The organism is Aureimonas sp. N4 (assembly GCF_001463925.1).
Lineage (GTDB): Bacteria > Pseudomonadota > Alphaproteobacteria > Rhizobiales > Rhizobiaceae > Aureimonas > Aureimonas ureilytica_A.
The window spans coordinates 155,199-174,733 of the sequence record NZ_BBWS01000055.1; the positions used below are offsets into that span (position 1 = coordinate 155,199).

Consider the following 19,535-nt stretch of genomic DNA (forward strand, 5'->3'; position numbering starts at 1 on the left):
TCTCAGGCTCGCTTCGGCGGGCCTTTTTCATGGAGGCAGCATTGCCGTTCCAAGACAATCAGTTCCAGCGAACGCAGAACTTCACCCGCGACCGTGACCTCGGCCCGCCCGAGAGTACGATCGAGGCCGAAAAGGTGGATGACGAACTCGACAATCTGGCCAATGGTCTGACGGCGGTGAAGACCGCGCTATCGGACCTGAAGACCAGCGTCGAAAGTGGGCAGGGCGCGGCCTACTCGAAGGCCCAGAGCGACGAGCGGTTCGTGAAGGCGGCAACGGCTCTGTCCGACATCGGCGCGCTGGCGAAGGCAGGCGACAAGACGACCGGCGCCATCTCGCTCGGCGGCAAGCCCGGCGCGGCGAAGGGCACAGTCACGGGTGGCACGGTGACGTTCGACTATGCCGATGGGAATGTGCAGTCCGTGACGGTGGCGGGCGCTGTGACCTTCGACTTCGCCAACCTGCCCGAAATCGGCGGGACGCTTCAGATCAATATCGCCATCACGTCTGGCTCGATCACCATCAATGGCACGACATGGTGGGAGTTGGGCGGCGGGTCCAAGTCCACGAATTTCGCCGATCTCGGCGTCACGCTGCTGACCGGCCGCCCGTATCGAATGGTGATCGAGATGGTGGCCGGCTATCGCACGGGCATCCTCCAATGATCTCGACGCACGACATGGCCCTTCGCCAGGGCAACACCTTTCGGCGTCGCTTCCGCTTCCGTGGCCTGTCGGGCGACGTGCTCAACCTGACCGGATCCGTCATCGCCTTCTCGGCCGGCACGGGCTGCAACCGCATCCAGTTCGAGACCGGCCGCGATGCGGGGCTGACGATGACGCCGCTCTTGGGTGAAGTGGAACTGCTTCTGACGGCACCGCAGACGCGCGAGATGACGGTTGGCATCGTGCCTTACGAAATCGAACGCCGCATCTTGGACGAGCGCACCGGGCAATGGGACGAAACCACGATCCTGACGGGCTTCATCGTGGTCGAGCGGGGTATCAATGATGAGCGGTGACATCGAGACGGTCGAAATCCTCGTCGCGGGCATTCAAGGACCAATCGGGCCGCCCCCGCGCCACACCTGGGACGGCTCGCTCCTGTCCTTCGAGCGTCCGAACGGCACCTTCGCGCCCGGCGTCGATCTTCTCGGCCCGCGCGGCTTCTCGGCCTATCAGGTGGCCGTCGCAAACGGGTTCGTCGGCACGGAAGCACAGTGGCTCGCAAGCCTCGTGGCGGGCCGCGTCATCAGCCGGTTCGAGGTGTCTTCCGGGGGCGATCTGCTGATCCACTATTCCGATGGGACGGTCCAGAACGCGGGCGCGCTGCCGCAAGCCGTCGTCTCAGACGCGAAATGGTCAGGCTCGCCGCTGTCCATCGCGAACGGCGGCACGTCCTCGAACACTGCCACAGGCGCACGTCAGTCCCTTGGCCTCGGCGCTTTGGCGACCAAGGGCAGCGTCAACGATGGCGACTGGAGCGGTGCCGACCTCTCGGTCGCGAACGGCGGGACCGGGGCGAGCACTGCTGCGACGGCTCGGTCCAATCTCGGACTCGGCAGCGTCGATAACACGGCCGACAGCGCCAAGCCGGTCTCCACGGCGCAGCAGGCGGCCATCGAGGCGGCGCGCGACACGCGGATCGCGAAGGCCGGCGACCGCATGGAAGGCTCGCTATCCAGCCGCGTCTTCCCGCACGGGAGCAAGGGCAGCGTGACGGAAGTGTTCCGCTATTCGGACGGCAACACGCATTCCGTCACCGTAGCGGGCGCCTTGGTCATCGACCCGACCGGGCTCGCGGAGGGCGACGTGATGCAGGTCAACGTCCTCTATCAGTCCGGCTCGATAGCGGTCTCAGGCACCACGCAATGGGAGCTTGGGGGCGGGGCAAAATCGTCGAACCTCGCCGATCTCGGTGTCACGCTCACCGCGAACGCTGCCTATCGCATCGTCTTTGAAGTCGTCGCCGGGGTGCGGACGGGAGTGTTCCAATGAGCCTGATGTCATCGAAGAAGCTGCTGATGCAGGGTGCGCGGAAGCTGCGGCCTCAGGACGTTTTTTCTACCACGCTTTGGACGGGAACAGGGCAGGCGGGGCAAACTGTCAATCTCGGGATCGCGCCCGCCCTATTGTGGGACAAGATACGAGATACTGTTCAGAGCGATCATTATCTGACGGACAAAGTGCGTGGCTTCGACAAGCGTCTGAAGTCAAATTTAACAGATGCTGAAGGCGGTAGTGGATCGTCTGTAGCTGGCTCAACCTATACGCCGGTCATGACAGCGAGTGGACGAACATCGGTGGCTTGGTCATTCCGCCGCGCCAAGAAGTTCTTCGATATCGTCACCTACACGGGAAACGGCCAATCTGGACGGCAGATACCGCATGGTCTTGAGGCTGAACCGGGGATGATCGTCGTTAAACGGCGGGACGACGCTTCCGGTTGGGCCTGCCGTGTCTTCGCGGGACAAAATCTGCATTTTCTACTCAACAGTAGCGCAGCCGGCGGCACGTCCACCAGTGATGCGCCTGTTGTGGAAGGGCAGATATATTCGCCAACAAGTACTACGTTCACGGTCGGACCCGGAGCTACAAGTCAGAGAAACGTCAATGCTGCCGGCGCCGCCTATGTCGCCTACATCTTCGCGAAAAACCCCGACCTGATCGACTTTGGCAGCTATGTCGGAAACGGCTCTTCGAACGGCCCAGCTGTCACATGTGGCAAGGGTTGGAAGCCGCAATGGTTGATGGTCAAGCGCACCGATAGCGCGGGCGATTGGTATATCCTCGACACGGCCAGAGGCCCATCCAACCCGCTCGGGAACCCGCTTGCCGCAAACCTCGCAGATGCTGAGTTCAACGGCGCATCCTCCTACGGCGTGAACTTCACAGCCTCTGGTTTCCAGCCCTATGGAACGTCCGTCAACGTGTCGGGCGGCACCTTTGTCTACATGGCCATCAGGAGCCCCACATGACCGTCGCCGCCTACCGCAACCGCGTGTCCGGCCGCTATCCCGTTACGCTGGAAGAGGTGCGCCAGTCTGCCGGCGCGCTGTTTGGCGACGAGCCGCCCGTCGAAGTGCTGGAAGAACTCGGCCTCGATCCGGTCGAAGCCCTGGAGCCGCCCACCTACGATCCGACCACGCACATGCTGACCGAAGGCGATCCGGTGCTCTCGGGCGGTGTCTGGCGTCAGACATGGGCCGTCGTCGCGCTTCCGCTCCCGCCCGTGCCGGAAGAGGTCTCCCGTCGTCAGGCGAAGCGTGCGCTGTCCGACGCGGGCCATCTGACAGCAGCCAATGCGGCCATCGAAGCAATCCCGGGCAAGGCTGGCGATGACGCGCGGATTGATTGGGCCGACGCCGGATATTTCCGCCGCGACAACCCGCTCATCCTTGGCATCGGCTCCGCGCTCGGCCTGACCGAAGCGCAGATCGACGACCTGTTCCGAGCCGCCGCCGCGATCTGAAATCCCCTCACAATTTGAAGCCCACATGGCCGCCGCGAGCGGCCTTTTTCATGCCTGGAGAACCCTATGGCCCTCGAAACCGTAGACATCGGCCTCGACCAGACCTGGCGCCTCATCTCGAACGCTGCGAGCGGCCCGTTCCGCGCGACGGTGCGCTCGGGCGCGGCGCTCTTCTCGATCGGCGACAGCGCGCCCGCAGCGGACTCGCTGCCCGGCCTGCCGTCGTCCTCGCTCAACTTCGACACACTCGCCGCGAAGGTCTGGGCTCGTGGCGCGGGCGTTGGCGCGGTGGTGTCTGTCCTGCGCACGGTGGACGCCAGCAACCCGGCGATCACGACCCTGCCGGCTCTGACACTCTCGGCCTCGTCCTTCGCTTCGACGCTCGCAGCCGGCGCCGATATCGCGACGATCGGTGGGCGCGTGTCGGGCGACAAGATCGAGAGCATCAGCCCGAACGATGGGCGGATCGTGCTGTCGTCTGACGGAACCAAGCTTGTGCGCGGCCTGACGGCGACGACGGACGCGCCGATCAAGGTGGAAATCGTCCGCTCGCATCCGCTGGCGCCCAACACCCCGCAGCGCCAAACTTTCACGCTCATGGTCGCTGTGCCGGCGCTCGCCATCTCGGGAACGCCCGGCACGGTTCGCGCGAGCTATCATTTCCACTTCCTGCCGACCGTCACGGGTGGCTCGGGCGACAAAAGTTTCACGCTCACCGGCAAGCTGCCTGATGGCCTGTCGTTCTCGTCGCAGTCCGGCACGATCTATGGCCGCCCGCTGACCGGCGGGCAGAGCTTCAGCGGGTCGATCGGGGTGTCCGATGGTACCGGCGCGGCCAGCCTGCCGGTATCGTTCACCGTTGCCGCGCGAGGGGACGGGCAAACGCGCCTCGTCAACACCGTCCTGGGTGGCCTGATCTGCAACAACGTGCTGCCGACCTCCGGCAGCAAGACGCGGTTCAAGGGCCGTCGCGCCTACCCGTTCGGCCTCTTCACGCCGCCGTCCATCCAGCCGACCTTCTGCCCGTGGTGGACTAACGGCACCTATGCGCAACGCGAGGTCGCCGCCGCGCAGGACATCACCATCACCAAGGCGTCGGTGGTCTACAACGGCGTGTCGGTGCCCGTGACCTACAATGGGTCGCGCACCTTCACGATCCCGGCCGGGGTGGCCGAGTTCTCCTGCGATCCGATCCCGCCGACGGCGTTCGGCGTGTCGCAGTTCGCCCCGCGTTCGTTCGTTGAATACCGCCACCTGTTCGATCTCGTGGCCGGTCAGAGCGCGCCCTATTGCGATTACTCGACCGACTTCAATCAGTCCTGGCGCGGCACCACGAGCGATCTCGGGGACGACGTGGACGCGACCGGCCCGATGACGGTCTCTAACACGCCGGACGCGCTCAACATCTTCTTCCCGTCCATGATGCTGGGTGTGCTCCCCGTCGGCGCCACGTCGCTCGGTCTCCTGGGCGACAGCATTTTCCGCCAGCAGAACGACACGGGCGGCCTTGGTCGTGCCGGCGGCGGCTACACCAAGCGCGCCGCCTATGCCGAGGGCATCCCGTTCGTCACGATGGCGGTGGGCGGGCGTACGGCCGAACAGACCGCCAACTCTCCGAAACTCCTGTCATTGCTGGAGGCCGGGCGCTTCACCGACATTCACATCGGGCTCGGAACCAACGAGCTCGCCGGCTCCCGCGATCTGTCGCTCATCATGGCCGACAACCGTGCGATCTGGGCTTCGGCTCGCAAGGGCGGGGTGCGGAAGATCATCCAGAGCAACATCCAGCCGCGCACGACGGACAACGCGTTCAAGTGCACGGATCTCGCCAATCAGGTTCCCGTCGCCGGGTTCGAGGCCGGCGGTCGCCGCGACCAGTTCAACACGGCACTGGCGGCCGAGCGCGGCGTCAACGGTGGCCCGGATGTCATCTTCGATTTCGCCAGCTATTGCGCTGACCCGGTGAACCCGAGCCTCTGGCGTGTCCCGGCCTTCACCGCCACGGTAACGGCCGATGTCGTTGCTGGGGCGACAAATGTTCAAATGAGTGCGGCCCCTAACAGTCTCGACAACCTGGTGTTTGAACCCGGCAACGCCAGCAACGTGGACATCGGCGGGCAAGGTGGCCCACGTGTCGCGTCCGTCTCGGGGTCGGCTTCGCCCTACACTGTGTCGTTCGTGCCAAGCACGACGAACCCGTGGAATGGCTCGGCCGATGGCGCGCTCGGTACGCCCGGCAAGGCGCATCTGGCGGGGACTGCCGTCAAGGCGACACTCGGCACGGACGGGACTCACGCGGCAACTGGAACGCACTACCCTGCGGGTGGTGATCTTCGGTCCATCTATCGCGACCTTTCATCCCCGCAACGCGGCAACATCGCGGATGTTCACAGCTTCAACAGCCGTCTGGCCTTCAACAACGGGGTGATCCAAGCCAGCGTCGCGGTCCTGGAGAACAGCGCCGACATCATCACGATGATCTCGCCGCCGTGGGACTGCAAATGTCCGCGCTTCTGGTTCGGCGGGTTCTACGGCAAAACCGGAACCGGCGAGACAGCGGTCGGCAACGATGTGAACTACGAACTCGCGCTCATCGAGATCAACGACGTGAAATACACGCTCCCGTCGGGCGGGTCTGAGGCCTTTGTCGTTCCGAACGGCGGGTTCAAGGGCACGGACATCAACGAGATCAAGATCCCGGCCAACTCCACCGTGCGGGTAGGCTGGGCGCTCAACGTCGCGCCGGGCGGGTCGTATCCTTCGACGGCAGGCATCCGCGTACCTGCGTCGGTGTTCGCTACCGCTTCCGGCCGGGGCGACGCAGGGTCGGCCAATGCCACCTCCCGCAAGTCGTTTTTGCAGACCAACACCACAGGCACGGCCGCTGCGACGCGGGACAACGCCATCGTCGGTGCTCCGGTGGCGATCACCTGCCTACCGGACGGAGCCGCAGCGATTGCCGCAGCTAAGTCAGCTGTCGTTCTTGGAGACAGCATCGGCTGGATGCAAAATGACTTCCAGGCGGGCTTCGGCATCACAAGCGCCGATTTCGCGACGCAGGGCTATGTCAATCGCGGCCTCAGCCGCCCGACGAAGGGACGCATCCCGTTCACGAACCTCTGTGTGCCGGGCTCGCGCTTCCGCGATCTGACGCTCAGTGGCGGCGGCGGGGAGGCGGGAACGGCAGGCTTCGCTATGCGCAAGGCGTTGCTGGAGGCGGCGGGCTATCCGTTCTCGACGCGGTTGGTTCAGATGGGCATCAACACTGTCTCCAATGACGCGGCGGCGCTGACCCTCACTAAGGCGGCGGAGGCGTTTGCCTTTGTGGCGACCCTCGGCGGCAACGGGCGGAAGACCCTCGCGACGACGCTGACGCCTCAGACGGTGCAACTCAACGACACCAACTGGACCAGCGCCAATGAAGCCAGCCAGACTCGCGCCTCAGATGGCGGCCATGCCGCCTATGACGACTGGATCATGGGCAGGCCGTTCAATGTGGATGGCGTGATCGACGTTCGGCCCGCATTCGAGGGGCCAGCCGGAGCGCGCAAGTGGGGGGTGCCGGCGAACAATTCCGGCACTCTCTCGGCTGATGTGGCCGTGGGTGCGAACTCCATGACGCTCAGCTTCAAGCCGACTGAAGGTGACACGCTCGTGATTGACGCTGGTATCTCGGCCAGCGTCGAGACGTTCATCGTGACGACCGTCTCGGGGTCGGCCGCGCCTTTCACTGTGGGGCGCAAGGGTACGTTCACAAAGGCGCACACGACGGGCGCAGCGGTGGCCGGCACTTACACCTCCGATGGCACCCACACCTCGCGGCAAAGCTCTGTCGCAGGCGCCATCTTCTTAGACGCCAGTAAATCTCTCATCGTCTGACGACAGCCTGGCCATAGCGCCGGGCACCCCCTCACAGTGGAGATCCCATGACCCTCGTTGCCAACTGGCGGCGGGTTTTGTCGCGCGCGTGGTCGGTCAGGTTCATCGCCCTGACCTTCGTCCTGATCGTGCTCGACTTCGCCTTGCCCGCCTTCGAAGAAAGCCTCGGCCTTCCGCCGCGCACCTTCGCGCTGATCTCTGGCGTCACCAGCGCCGCCGCATTTGTGGCCCGCTTGGTCGTCCAGCCGGCGGTTTCGGGAGGCCAGCAATGAGCCAGCCCACGAAGACCTCGCGCGTCGGCGGCTCTCGCCTCAAGAAGGGAGGTGTCGTCCTCGCTCTTGTGCTCGGCACGATCGGCACATGGGAGGGCGTGCGCACCGTCGCCTATCCCGACATCGTTGGCGTGCCGACCGTATGCTTCGGCGAGACGCGAGGCGTGAAGCTGGGCGATCGGTACACGCTCGAGGAATGCCGGGTGATGCTCGGCGAGGGCGTGAAGCAGTTCGAGGCCGGAATGCGCGGCTGTCTCCGCAACCCGGACGCCATCCCCGACAAGCCGTATGCCGCGATGATCTCGGTCACCTATAACATCGGCACGGCCGGATTCTGCAACTCGTCCATGGCGCGCCGGCTGAACGCGGGCGACATCAAGGGCGCCTGCGACGCGCTGCTCGCTTGGAACAAGGCTGGCGGGCGCGTGGTGGCCGGTCTGACGAACCGCCGGCAGGATGAACGCCGCTTGTGCCTGGAAGGTGCGGGATGATCGGCGCACTCGAAGCCATCAAAGCCGGCGTCTGCCTCATCCTAGGCGCTGCCTTGGGCTGGGTGGCTTCCAGCCTCATTGCCCTGCCTGACGCCCGCGAGCAAGGCGCGCAGACCGAGCGCATGGTCTGGCAGCAAGCCCAGCGCGCCGCCGAAGCCAAGGCCGAGGCAGACCGCCAAGCCGCCCAATTGCAGATCGACGCCATAGAGCGCGACTACCACCAGCGCGAGGCCGATCGTGCGGCCCGCATGTCGGCTCTGGAAGCCGCCCTCGAACAAGAGCAAGCCGATGCCGTCCAATCCCCGCCGCCTGTCGCTGGCAGCGCTCCTGCTTGCCGTCCTGCTGTCCCAAAGCGGCTGCGCGACGCGCTCTCCGGTGTCGGTGCCCCCTCGACTGCCAACCGTGCCGCAAACGCTCCTGCTGGCCTGCGCTGACCCCGTGGCGCTGCCCGACCGGGATCTCACCACGGCCGAGACGGTGCGGCTCTGGGGCAGGGACCGAGCTTCGCTGGGCGAATGCCGGGATCGGCATGAGGCGCTCGGCTCCGCTGTGACGACCATCCAATCCCAGGGCCAGCCCTGAACTTCCGCATCCCGAAAGGCATTCTGAGAATGAGCACCGAAGGCGAGGGCGCTGCCATGAACGCTCCGAAATTCGATTGGACGATCAACGTCTCGACCATGATCGCGATCGGCGGCGTTCTCGCCGCTGCCGCTCTGGGGTTTGTCAATCTGCGCGATCAGGTCAACATCCACACGCGCGAGATCGATGGGCTGACACGAGTCGATGCCGACATGATCATCAAGCGGGACGCGAGGATTGCAGAGGTCGATCGCCGCCTCGCTGGCGCGGATGAAGTACGCTTCCGGGTTCAGGCGGCGGAAGAGGCGCTGAAGGCCACGAACGCCCGTGTGGACGCCTCTCTAGCAAACATCAGCCAGCGCCTTGCCGAGATCAACCAGGCGCTCGGCGGGCTCGATACGAAAGTGGCGGTTCTGACCCAACGGCTCGAATTGCAGGCGCCGGGCCGGCGTGCGAGCATCATGCCTGGTCCTTGATTGACCAAACGCGCTGTCGTACGAGGGCGCTCGGAAGTCATCATCAAAGCGCCTCTCAATATTAACCAACAAATGGTTAAACAAAAAAATAACTTCTCAGAGGCTCTTCACTATCTTAGGTTGATATCGAACCAAGATAGGCGAATCATAAATGTTCAATGCGCATGGTTACCTCGAACCGGGTTTCCACGATATGGACTCCGAAGAGATGTCGGATGCATTCGTCAATCAGTTTCCTAACTCGACAAGTAGAGCCCCGATTTTTTCTGGGTTCAAGGCTCATTCAGAAGCATTGACAAAGATCGTTTCAGCTTATCAGCAATTCATAAATGGTAGCTTTACGACTAACAAAAACGATCCAGGTGATGTCGATTTGGTCGTATTTGCCGACATGACTTTAGTGGACAATCTAAGCCCAGCGGATCAGGAAATGCTAACTGCTCTCGTGGCTGGAAAGTCCACGAAGGACAAGTTCATGTGCGATGCATATTTTTGCGTTCAACTCCCAGAAGACCATCCGCAGTTTCCGCAAACAAGGGCGCAGCGTAAGTATTGGATGGGAGAGTTTGGCTTCGACCGCGTAGACATTCCAAAGGGGATTGTTCGACTCACTGTGGCGTCTTCTCCTGCAGGACTGTCGATTGCGGAGAGCGTTGAGGCAGAGCCCGTTTGCGACTCCGAGTCGGCACAATGAGCGTTTGGGAAGGTATCGACAGCTTCGAGGCTGAAGCACGCATGCGTGCGTTGACGAGACGCCTTGTTGAGCTTGAAGATGCTATAGGCGAAAGTCAGCGTTTGATGGCTGCTATGACGGGCAGTTTCTCAGCGCGCTTGGCTTACACAAGTCTCGACAGTATGAGAACTGCGCTTTTAGCTGAACGTATTGAGCTAGTGTCTCATCGGCGGGGAGAGGTGGTGAACGTTGCATTGAGCGGTGATGCATTCGATGATCATACTGCAGATATAGGCAGTCTTGGATTCTTTTTGATCAGATTGCAAAAGCTTTACACCAGCATCGCGCAAGCCCTCACTGTTGGGCCGAAGCTTCGGGGGCCGATACATCGGGAACTATCGGCAATCACGAATATGAGGATGGCAAGTGTTTACCCTTCTTCATTTGGTGTTGAGCTTGTTATAAGTCAGAAGTTTGATATTTTTGGAGAGAGTACTGCATCCTCGTCATTGAATACACTTTTCAATTTACTCAACTCCACTACCCGAGAGGCTGAGGTAACTCGCCTGTCAGCGGAGCTTGGGCCTCGATCTATCAATCACCTACGGCATGTGCTCGACGATTTAGGGAAGGTAAATAGCGGCGCTACTCTGTCGTGGAAAGATGTGTCTGGGACAGAGTACAGGTGGAACGCACCCGTCGCGACTGTCAATTCGATGAGGGCATCACTCTCTCGCTTCAGGACGGTGTTTCTCGGGGAACAGCAAGCTATAGGCGTGCTCGTAGGGGCAAATCTACTACGCGATAGATTCGAACTTCAGGTAGATGACGGTACGGTTATCGAAGGGAAGGTCGCCCGTAGCGCGAAAATTGCGCTGCGAGAATTATTTGGGCGTAGGTGCCGTGCGCTTTTAGACATCACACGCGTATATGACACGGCGACGAAAGAGGACAGATCTTACGCCACACTCACTGAACTGACTGGCGAGCAAAACGAAATAGCTCATCGCGGCTAGGCTGCCCGATGGGTCCAGTATCCTCTTGCTTAAGTTTCAGGAAGACCGGTCGCCCGGCACGGCTTGAATCTATCTAATTTTGAACCAAGTGCTCGGATTGTTGGACACAAACATTGCGGCCTTTACGCAGCGCTTTGAGTTGCAGACCCCGACCGGACGCCGTGCGAGCATCGTGCCGCCCCCCTGATCAGTTCGCCAGATTCTTCGGGACAAAGGAGGAACGATGCGGCGAACCGGCCGAGTTAACCAACTGAATTTGCACGATAGTGGTCATCCTGCCGGGGTCGCCATTCTTTTCTCGAATTTTCCGGTCGATGTACGGCGATCAGCCTTTTACGTCGTAGTTTCGCTTAGCATCCGACGCCCAAACAGCGTTTGGAGATATCGCGCTGCCACCTGAGGCGGTGGTTTTTATCGATCCGACCTTCAGAAGCCCTGTAGACCGCAGGGTCGATCCTCCATGCGATGGATAGCCGAGGGTGTCGCGCCACGGAGCGGGAGCTTTGTCGTGGCGCGACTCGATCAGAAAGCGTCGCCGAAGCCTTCGGTCCAAGCGCGCCAGTCGGCGCTGCCTGGCCGGTATGGGTTGTCCTTACGGGTGCGGTGCCTAGCTTTGGCGTCTTCGCCTTCCCGTCTTACGATGTCGTTTCGAGTCATGGTGGATCGTGCGTCGTGCATCGCGGAGCTCCTTTCGTCCGAAGGCGCGCGAGATAGAGCATGGATGGTGCAAGATCAAGGCGAAGACCGAAAGGTCGATTATTCGATTCGAGGAATGGATCAAGATGAGAGTCGAAGGCGAGCTCGAAAAGCTGGAAGCCTCGATCTGGCAGCGATGGGAAGAAGCGGTCCTGGATCGCCGTCATCCGTTCAGGCTGCTGACGGTCTCGACGATTGGGGTGGAAGGAGCGCCTCGTGCAAGGATGGTGGTCCTGCGAGACGTCGCGTCTCCCCAGAGACGGCTCTCGTTTCATACGGATGCAAGATCATCCAAGGTTGGAGACATCGCGGCGGATACGCGCGTCAGCCTCTTGGTGTGGGATGAGGTCGATCGTGTTCAGCTGCGCGCGGAAGGCGAAGCATCCCTTTGGCGAACGTCGACCTCAGAGGGCGCGGCAGCCTTCCGCGGACTGAGCGACGATGCGCGAAACGCCTATCGAGGTCTTGTTGCCGCTGGTTTGCCGATCGGTCATCCCGACGCCGCGTGGCCGGAGAGCGTGGCGGGCCACGACATGGCGGAGCAGAATTTCGTTCTGGTCCGCTGCGTCATCCGACGCTTGGAATGGTTGCAGCTGCAGGACGGGCGGCAGAGCCGAGCTGAGTTTCTCTATTCCGAACGCGGCGCAATCCGGCGTTGGATTGCGCCCTGATCGCTTTCAGCCGATCGCCGAGATGGCCGCGAAGCCGGCTTCGAGGTCTTCCTGGAGGTCGTCGACGTTTTCCAGCCCAACCTGGAGCCGGATGACGGGTCCCTCCGTTGGGGCCTTCGCGAAAAGCCGGTCCGACAGATCCACCTGCAAGGCGAGGCTCTCGAACCCGCCCCAGGAATAGCCGAGGCCAAAGATGCGCAGCGCGTCCAGGAAGGCGTCGGCTTCGCGATTTCCCCCTCCATTGAGAACGAACGAAAACAAACCGCTCGCGCCTTTGAACTGCCGCTTCCAGAGGTCGTGACCGGGAAAGGAGGGAAGGGCGGGGTGAAGAACCCGAGCGACGCCGCTGTGACCCTCCAGCCATTGCGCCAGACGAAGCGCCGCCTGCTCGTGGGCGCGCAAGCGAACTTCCATCGTCTTCAAACCGCGAATGGTGAGATAAGCATCGTCGGGCGCTGCGTTGATGCCGATCTGCATCTGCGCCTCACGCAGCCTGGTATAGGTTGCGGCCGTCGCCGAGACGCTGCCCAGCATGATGTCGGAATGTCCGCCCGGATACTTGGTCAAGGCATGGATCGAAAGATCGACCCCGAAGTCCAACGGGCGAAGGAAGAGCGGCGTCGCCCAGGTGTTGTCGATCATCGAAACGGCGTTGCCCGCTCTTGCGATGTCGGCCATCACACGGATGTCGATCATTTCGAAGGTGTTGGATCCTGGCGCTTCCAGGAAGACGACGCGGGTCGTGTCGCGCATCAAATCTTTCAGACCCGCACCGATCGCGGGATCGAAATATTCGACCTCGACCCCCATTCGCGTCAGCAGCGTATCGCAGAAATGGCGGGTCGGACCATAGACGCTGTCGATCACCAGACAATGATCGCCGTGAGACAGAAAGGCGAGCAGAGGAATGCTGATCGCGGCGAGGCCCGAAGGAACCAGGATCGTGCCCGCTGAGCCTTCGAGATCGTCCAGCGCGGCCTCGAGCGCATCCGTCGTCGGCGTTCCCCGCAGCCCGTAGAGATAGCTGTGATCGCGCCGCCGCATTGTCGCGGCGTCAGGAAATAGAACTGTAGAGGCATGAACCACGGGCGGATTGACGAAGCCATGGTATTCGTGAGGATCATAGCCCGCGTGGATGAGCCGGGTCGATGCTCTGAACTGGTGCTTATTGTCAGTTGGGCTGCTCACGCTACGGGCATCCTGAGAGAGATTTAAACAGGGTCGGTTCGAGCCAGGACAAAATCTTGGGAGAAAATTTGTCACCTGCTTGACCTGCGCAGTTTTATGGCATGAACCTGACGCTCGCAACGTTTCGAATTGCCCTTGTTGGGATCAGCAAGCGGTGAACGATCCTCCACCCGAATGCAAAAAGGTATTGGGATGAAACTGAAGCTTCTAGCCGCCGCGCTCTGCCTGTCCGCCGTTGGAGTTGCTGCGACTGGCGCTTCCGCTGGAACCTTGGACGACACCAAGGCGCGCGGGACCGTTCGTTGCGGCGTGAACACCGGCCTGCCGGGCTTCGGCTACCAGAACGACAAGGGTGAATGGGCCGGTCTGGACGTCGACTATTGCAAGGCCATTGCGGCTGCGATTTTCGGCGATGCGAGCAAGGTCGTTTACTCGCCGCTCTCGGCCGTTCAACGCTTCCCGGCCTTGCAGAATAGCGAGATCGACGTTCTCGCTCGCAACACGACCTGGACGATGAGCCGCGATACGGCACTGGGGCTGACCTTCGCGGGCGTCAACTTCTACGACGGCCAAGGTTTCATGGTCCGCAAGTCGCTGGGTGTGAATTCCGCGCTGCAGCTGTCCGGCGCCACGGTCTGCGTGCAAAGCGGAACCACGACGGAACTGAATCTGGCGGATTACTTCGCCGCCCATAACATGCAATACAATCCGGTCGTCATCGAGGCCCAGTCGGACGTGAACGCTGCCTATGAGAGCGGCCGCTGCGACGTCCTGACCACCGATCAGTCGGGCCTCTACGCGTCCCGCCTAGAGCTGGGCAGCCCGGACGATAACGTGGTTCTGCCGGAAATCATCTCCAAGGAGCCCCTTGGTCCTGCCGTTCGACAGGGCGACAGCCAATGGTTCAATGTCGTGAAGTGGACACACTTCGCGCTGCTCGACGCCGAAGAGCTCGGCGTCAATCAGGCCAATGTCGAGGAAATGAAGAACTCGACCAACCCTGAGATTCGTCGTCTCCTCGGCGTCGAAGGCACATTCGGCGCGGATGCCGGTCTGACCAACGACTTCGTCGTTCGCATCGTCAAGGCGGTCGGCAATTACGGCGAGATTTTCGAGCGTAATGTCGGTCAGGACTCGCAGCTGAAGATCGCGCGTGGCCAGAACGCTTTGTGGACCAAGGGCGGCCTCCAATACGCTCCGCCGGTGCGCTGATCGGGCTTGTCTGATGAATCCCGTCGCCGGCTTCTAGCCGGCGACGCTACCTTATCTCCCAGTACAGGGACGCCCATGACGGTCGATACCGGAACGATGCCAGCCAGTCGCTCTCGCGATTCGATGTTTACCAATCCGAAGGTGCGCAGCATCGTCATCCAGGTCGCCCTGATCCTGGGCCTCAGTGTCTTCGTCTGGTGGATCGTCGGCAACACCGCGCAGAATCTGCAGAACGCCAATATCGCATCGGGCTTCGGCTTCCTCAGCACGCGATCCGGCTTCGACATCTCGCAGGTGCCGATCCCCTACACCAACAATGCCACCTATGGGCGGGCCATCCTTGTCGGCCTGACCAACACGCTGATCGTGGCCGGCACAGGCATTGTCTTCGCGACGATCCTCGGTTTTCTCATCGGAATCGGCCGCCTGTCGCATAATGCGCTCGTGCGCGGCATATCGACCGTATACGTCGAAACCTTCCGCAATATCCCGCCGCTTCTGGTGATCCTGTTCTGGTATTTCGGCGTTCTGGCCGTGCTGCCGCAGCCGCGACAAGCCATCGAACTGCCGTTCGACAGTTACATTTCCAACCGTGGTCTCCAGACGCCCAGCGTTCAGTTCGGCCCCGAGGCCTGGCTCACCTTTGCGGCGTTCATCGTCGGCATTGTCGCCACGATCGCGTTGTCCTCGGCCTTCAAGGCGCGGCAATTGCGCACCGGCGAACGGCCCGGGCTCTTGCTGCCCGCGTTGGCCCTTATCATCGTCTTGCCGATCGGCGTGTTCCTCGCAACGGGCCTCCCTGCAACGCTCCAAATTCCGCAACGCGGGACGTTCAATCTGACGGGCGGGTTCCAGATCAGACCCGAGTTCCTGTCGATCTTCCTGGCCCTGTCGGTCTACACGGGCGCGTTCATCGCTGAAATTGTGCGCGCGGGCATCCTGTCGGTGTCCAAAGGTCAGACGGAGGCGGCAGCGGCTCTCGGTCTGCGTCGAGGGCAGGGGCTGCGCCTCGTCATCGTCCCCCAGGCCTTCCGCGTCATCATCCCGCCGCTCACCTCCCAATATCTCAACCTGATCAAGAACTCGTCGCTCGGACTGGCGATCGGCTATCCTGATCTCGTCGCGGTCGGCTCGACGGTGCTGAATCAATCCGGGCAGTCGATTGAGGTCGTGGTCATCTGGATGGCGGTTTATCTGGGCATCAGCGTGACGGTTTCGATCATCATGAATCTGTTCAACCGCCGCATGAAACTGATCGAGCGCTGAGGACGAGACCATGGAAGAACAAGTCTCACGCTTCGTCGCCGGAAGCTATCTACAGCCTCTTCCACCGCCAGCCGCTGAAGGCGGTTGGACCGGACGAATTCGGAAAAGCTTCTTTGCGACGCCTTTGGACGCCGTCCTGTCTCTTCTGTCGGCCCTGCTGATCGGATATATCGCCGTCGGCCTCTATCAATGGGGCATCGCCAACGCGGTCTTCAGCGGCGAAAATCGAAGCGCATGTTTGGGTGACTCGGTTGGGGCTTGCTGGGCCTTCATCGGAGCACGCTTCCAGCAGTTCATTTTCGGGCTTTACCCTGTCGAAGAGCGGTGGCGGGTGGTTCTCGTCTTCGCTTTGCTCGTGGTGCTCCTGGTTCCGCTGGCAATCCCGCGCGCGCCCTTCAAGCGGCTGAACGCGTCCTTGATGTTCTTCGTGTTTCCGCTGGTGACGATCGTTCTCCTGACCGGCGGACGTTTCGCCATGACGGGCGCTTCGATCGCGCTTGCCTTTGCGTTGGCGGCGGCGGTCACGTTGTTCCTTTGCGTCGGGATCAGCAGTCGCGCCGGTTCCTATGTCCTGATGAAAGCTGCTGTCGGACTGACGGTCTTCGGCCTTTTGGCCGCTTTCGCGGCACCCTATTTGAACTTCGATCGCTTCAGCGTTCTGACCTTCCGCTTCGACACCCTGTCCTTCGTCGCGCTTCTCGCTTCGTTGTTGGCGATCACTCTGTCCTTCGTCACAGCTCTTGCGACCCTGGAAGAGAAGTCCGGCGCTTTGCGCTTGGTCTATCCCACGCTGGCGGCATTGTTCTTCGTGGCGACCCTGACGACGGATTTCGGTTTGGCACCCGTGCCGACCAATCTCTGGGGCGGTCTGCTCGTGACGCTGGTGGTCGCTCTGACCGGCATCGCCTTGTCCTTTCCCCTCGGCATCCTTCTGGCGCTCGGCCGTCAGTCGAGTATGCCAGCGGTTCGCCTGCTTTCGGTCGTCTTCATCGAGTTCTGGCGCGGTGTTCCCCTGATCACCGTTCTGTTCATGGCGACCTTCATGCTGCCTCTGCTTCTGCCGAGCGGCGTTAGCTTGAACCAGCTTCTTCGTGTGCTGGTCGGCGTCTCGCTGTTCGCGGCTGCCTATATGGCCGAGGTCATTCGCGGCGGACTGCAGGCCATTCCCAAAGGCCAGTATGAAGGCGCCGATGCGATGGCGCTGACCTATTGGCAGAAGATGCGCATGATCATTCTGCCGCAGGCCCTGACGCTTGTGATTCCCGGGATCGTCAACACGTTCATCGGCCTGTTCAAGGATACGAGTCTGGTCTCGATCATCGGCCTTGCGGATCTTCTGGGCGCTGTCCGGCGCGGCTTCAACGATCCCGCCTGGATCACGCCGACCACGCCGGCGACGGGCCTTGTCTTCGCGGCCTTCTCCTTCTGGATCTTCTGCTTCGGCATGTCGCGCTATTCCATCTTTATGGAGCGTCGCCTTTCGAGGGGACACAAGCGCTGAGCCCTCTCAGCCTTTCCTCTTGCCGCTGATCGGTTCGGGCCGATCTCTGTCAGCACCCCATTTCTGGACGATACGCCATGACATCCTCCGCTGCCGAATCCACCATCGTTCCCGCCGGCCAACTCGGCCCGGTCGCCATCGAACTCACGCAGGTCAACAAGTGGTATGGCGAGTTCCATGTGCTTCGTGACGTGAACCTGAAGGTTCAGCGCGGCGAGCGCATTGTGGTCTGCGGTCCTTCGGGCTCGGGCAAATCCACGATGATCCGCTGCATCAACCGTCTGGAAGAGCACCAGAAAGGAACGATCGTCGTGGACGGCGTCGAGCTCACGAACGATCTGAAGAAGATCGACCTCGTGCGTCAGGAGGTTGGGATGGTGTTCCAGCACTTCAATCTCTTCCCGCATCTCACCATCCTCGAGAACTGCACCTTGGCCCCAATCTGGGTGCGCAAGATGCCGAAGAAGAAGGCCGAGGAGATCGCGATGCACTACCTGACGCGGGTGCGCATTCCCGAGCAGGCCAACAAATATCCCGGCCAGTTGTCGGGCGGCCAGCAGCAGCGCGTGGCTATCGCGCGCGCGCTCTGCATGCGGCCGAAAGTGATGCTGTTCGACGAGCCGACCTCGGCGCTCGACCCGGAAATGGTCAAGGAAGTGCTGGATACGATGGTGGGGCTCGCCGAAGAAGGCATGACCATGATCTGCGTCACGCACGAAATGGGTTTCGCGCGTCAGGTCGCCAACCGCGTGATCTTCATGGACGCCGGGCAGATCGTGGAGCAGAACGAGCCGAACGCCTTCTTCAACAACCCGCAGCACGAGCGCACCAAGCTCTTCCTGAGCCAGATCCTGCACTAAGATCGGTTCGGTCTGCCGGCTGGGACGGGCTCGGCTGGCAGCCTCGGATCGCTACCATTCCTTAGGGAACGGGCGGGAGAGGGCGGCATTTTCCTTCAAACAAGGACATGCCGCCATGACGGACGACGGAGACAGGCCGAAGCGAGAGGCGACACGAATCGTCTCGCCCAATATCGGCCTGATCAACACGCAGACGATCCAGATCGGCCCGCGTTGGGCGGTGATCGGAATCTTCCTGATCCTGTTTTTCGGCGCGCTTTATCTTTCTCGCGACTTTATTCTGCCGGTCGTTTTTGCGCTTCTTTTCATGCTGGTGCTGAGCCCGATCGTCCGCGTCGCCAAACGGCGCCTCGGGTTTTGGGAGCCTGTGACGGCGGCAGCCCTTGTCTTCGGCACGCTGCTCGTTATCCTTTCGTCCTTCTATGCCTTCAGCGGCCCCATCGCGGAGATCGCGCAAAACGCGCCTCGTTACATCGAGGCGGCGAACGAAGAGGTTTCGGTTCTTCGAGAGCGCTTTGCCGTGGTTCGCGACGCCAAGCGCGAGGTGCATCAGGCTGCGGGTAAGGATACGGGCGCGGAGCCGCCCGAGGATGTCGTCATCAGCGGCCCGAGCCTTCTGGGAAACATGGCGGCGGTAATCCCGCGCATCGGGGCCAGCATCGCCTTCGCACTGATCTTTCTGTTTTTCCTTCTGTCCTCGGGAAGCCTTTTCTACCGCAAGACGGTCGAGGCCCTTCCGAGCCTTTCGGACAAGAAGCGGGCCCTCTCCATCGCGTCCGATATCGAAACCGAGTTGTCGCGCTATCTCTTCGCCATCACCCTCATCAATCTCTGCCTAGGCTTGGCGATCGGTTCGGCGATGGCGCTGGTCGGGCTTCCCATGCCGGCAGTGTTCGGCGCGCTGGCTTTCGTTCTGAACTTCATTCCCTATCTCGGCGCCATCGCAGGGATTGGTCTTGTCGGGCTGGTGGGGCTCACCGAGTTCGGGAGCGACGCCCATGCGCTCGTGCCGCCTCTGGTTTATCTCCTGGTCACCTCGATCGAGGGACAGTTCATCACACCCATTCTGGTCGGGCGGCGGCTGCGCATGAACGCGGCCGCGGTCTTCTTGTCCGTGGCGTTCTGGGGCTGGATCTGGGGTGTCGTCGGTATGTTTCTGGCGGTGCCGCTCATGGTCTGCGTCAAGATCGTGGCGGGTTATATCGAGAGCCTGCATCCCCTTGCCAATTTCCTCGCCGCCGAAGAGGCGCAGGAGGAGACGCCTCCTTCTCCCTAACGATC

At 61.7% G+C, this 19,535-nt stretch carries 20 protein-coding genes; 18 read left to right on the forward strand and 2 right to left on the reverse strand.

The window, feature by feature from the left end; all coding sequences use genetic code 11:
- Positions 1-29: 29 nt before the first annotated feature.
- The 8 genes from AUL28_RS19295 (at position 30) to AUL28_RS19330 (ending at position 8,113) form a co-directional block, all read left to right on the forward strand.
- Positions 30-665 carry a hypothetical protein gene (locus tag AUL28_RS19295; RefSeq protein ID WP_156420088.1) on the forward strand — a complete coding sequence of 212 codons (636 nt, stop codon included), beginning with the start codon at positions 30-32 and terminating at the stop codon, positions 663-665.
- Positions 662-1,021 (forward strand): hypothetical protein, encoded by a 360-nt coding sequence (locus AUL28_RS19300; RefSeq protein WP_062235889.1) that lies wholly within the window; start codon positions 662-664, stop codon positions 1,019-1,021. The genes AUL28_RS19295 and AUL28_RS19300 overlap by 4 nt, the downstream gene beginning before the upstream one ends.
- Positions 1,011-1,997, forward strand: a complete 987-nt coding sequence (locus AUL28_RS19305) for a hypothetical protein (protein ID WP_156420089.1) — start codon at positions 1,011-1,013, stop codon at positions 1,995-1,997. The genes AUL28_RS19300 and AUL28_RS19305 overlap by 11 nt, the downstream gene beginning before the upstream one ends.
- A complete protein-coding gene (locus AUL28_RS22840) occupies positions 1,994-2,977 on the forward strand; it encodes a DUF7483 domain-containing protein (RefSeq protein ID WP_156420090.1) in 984 nt (327 codons plus the stop codon). Before AUL28_RS19305 ends, AUL28_RS22840 begins: the two co-directional genes overlap by 4 nt.
- Positions 2,974-3,471: a hypothetical protein gene (locus AUL28_RS19315; RefSeq protein ID WP_062235898.1), complete on the forward strand. Its 498-nt coding sequence runs from the start codon at positions 2,974-2,976 to the stop codon at positions 3,469-3,471. The genes AUL28_RS22840 and AUL28_RS19315 overlap by 4 nt, the downstream gene beginning before the upstream one ends.
- 420 nt (positions 3,472-3,891) lie before the next feature.
- The gene (locus tag AUL28_RS19320) at positions 3,892-7,350 is read left to right on the forward strand and encodes a hypothetical protein (protein ID WP_156420091.1); all 3,459 of its coding nucleotides are present in this window, start codon (positions 3,892-3,894) and stop codon (positions 7,348-7,350) included.
- A gap of 47 nt (positions 7,351-7,397) precedes the next feature.
- Positions 7,398-7,622, forward strand: coding sequence for a hypothetical protein (locus AUL28_RS19325; protein WP_062235904.1), 225 nt, complete (start codon positions 7,398-7,400; stop codon positions 7,620-7,622).
- Positions 7,619-8,113 carry a lysozyme gene (locus tag AUL28_RS19330; protein ID WP_062235907.1) on the forward strand — a complete coding sequence of 165 codons (495 nt, stop codon included), beginning with the start codon at positions 7,619-7,621 and terminating at the stop codon, positions 8,111-8,113. The genes AUL28_RS19325 and AUL28_RS19330 overlap by 4 nt, the downstream gene beginning before the upstream one ends.
- A 41-nt stretch (positions 8,114-8,154) precedes the next feature.
- Here the strand turns inward: AUL28_RS19330 and AUL28_RS19335 are convergent, their stop codons facing one another.
- On the reverse strand, positions 8,155-8,412 hold the full coding sequence (locus AUL28_RS19335; RefSeq protein WP_156420092.1) for a hypothetical protein: 258 nt from the start codon (positions 8,410-8,412) through the stop codon (positions 8,155-8,157).
- Here AUL28_RS19335 and lysC point away from each other — a divergent pair.
- The 5 genes from lysC to AUL28_RS19355 all read left to right on the forward strand — a co-directional run bounded on the left by lysC (position 8,402) and on the right by AUL28_RS19355 (position 12,227).
- On the forward strand, positions 8,402-8,695 hold the full coding sequence (gene lysC, locus AUL28_RS19340) for an Rz1-like lysis system protein LysC (RefSeq protein WP_062235914.1): 294 nt from the start codon (positions 8,402-8,404) through the stop codon (positions 8,693-8,695). The two genes, AUL28_RS19335 and lysC, sit on opposite strands and share 11 nt — an antisense overlap.
- Before the next feature lie 29 nt (positions 8,696-8,724).
- Positions 8,725-9,171, forward strand: a complete 447-nt coding sequence (locus tag AUL28_RS19345) for a hypothetical protein (protein WP_062235917.1) — start codon at positions 8,725-8,727, stop codon at positions 9,169-9,171.
- A gap of 151 nt (positions 9,172-9,322) precedes the next feature.
- Complete coding sequence (locus AUL28_RS19350; RefSeq protein WP_062235920.1) at positions 9,323-9,865, forward strand: DUF6932 family protein; 543 nt, start codon at positions 9,323-9,325, stop codon at positions 9,863-9,865.
- Positions 9,862-10,860, forward strand: a complete 999-nt coding sequence (locus AUL28_RS22845; protein ID WP_156420094.1) for a hypothetical protein — start codon at positions 9,862-9,864, stop codon at positions 10,858-10,860. The genes AUL28_RS19350 and AUL28_RS22845 overlap by 4 nt, the downstream gene beginning before the upstream one ends.
- Before the next feature lie 665 nt (positions 10,861-11,525).
- Positions 11,526-12,227: a pyridoxamine 5'-phosphate oxidase family protein gene (locus AUL28_RS19355; protein ID WP_156420095.1), complete on the forward strand. Its 702-nt coding sequence runs from the start codon at positions 11,526-11,528 to the stop codon at positions 12,225-12,227.
- Between the two features lie 6 nt (positions 12,228-12,233).
- On the opposite strand, the gene metC is transcribed toward AUL28_RS19355, so the two are convergent.
- Positions 12,234-13,415 (reverse strand): cystathionine beta-lyase, encoded by a 1,182-nt coding sequence (gene metC, locus AUL28_RS19360; RefSeq protein ID WP_062235927.1) that lies wholly within the window; start codon positions 13,413-13,415, stop codon positions 12,234-12,236.
- A 192-nt stretch (positions 13,416-13,607) separates the two neighbouring features.
- Between metC and AUL28_RS19365 the strand changes: the two genes are divergently transcribed.
- The 5 genes from AUL28_RS19365 to AUL28_RS19385 all read left to right on the forward strand — a co-directional run bounded on the left by AUL28_RS19365 (position 13,608) and on the right by AUL28_RS19385 (position 19,530).
- Positions 13,608-14,627, forward strand: coding sequence for an amino acid ABC transporter substrate-binding protein (locus AUL28_RS19365; protein ID WP_058602104.1), 1,020 nt, complete (start codon positions 13,608-13,610; stop codon positions 14,625-14,627).
- A gap of 75 nt (positions 14,628-14,702) precedes the next feature.
- Positions 14,703-15,893, forward strand: coding sequence for an amino acid ABC transporter permease (locus AUL28_RS19370; RefSeq protein WP_062235930.1), 1,191 nt, complete (start codon positions 14,703-14,705; stop codon positions 15,891-15,893).
- Positions 15,894-15,903: 10 nt separating this feature from the next.
- A complete protein-coding gene (locus AUL28_RS19375) occupies positions 15,904-17,394 on the forward strand; it encodes an amino acid ABC transporter permease (protein WP_062235933.1) in 1,491 nt (496 codons plus the stop codon).
- Positions 17,395-17,471: 77 nt separating this feature from the next.
- Positions 17,472-18,254 carry an amino acid ABC transporter ATP-binding protein gene (locus AUL28_RS19380; RefSeq protein WP_058602101.1) on the forward strand — a complete coding sequence of 261 codons (783 nt, stop codon included), beginning with the start codon at positions 17,472-17,474 and terminating at the stop codon, positions 18,252-18,254.
- Positions 18,255-18,369: 115 nt separating this feature from the next.
- Positions 18,370-19,530: an AI-2E family transporter gene (locus AUL28_RS19385; RefSeq protein ID WP_062235938.1), complete on the forward strand. Its 1,161-nt coding sequence runs from the start codon at positions 18,370-18,372 to the stop codon at positions 19,528-19,530.
- The last annotated feature ends 5 nt before the right edge of the window (positions 19,531-19,535 follow it).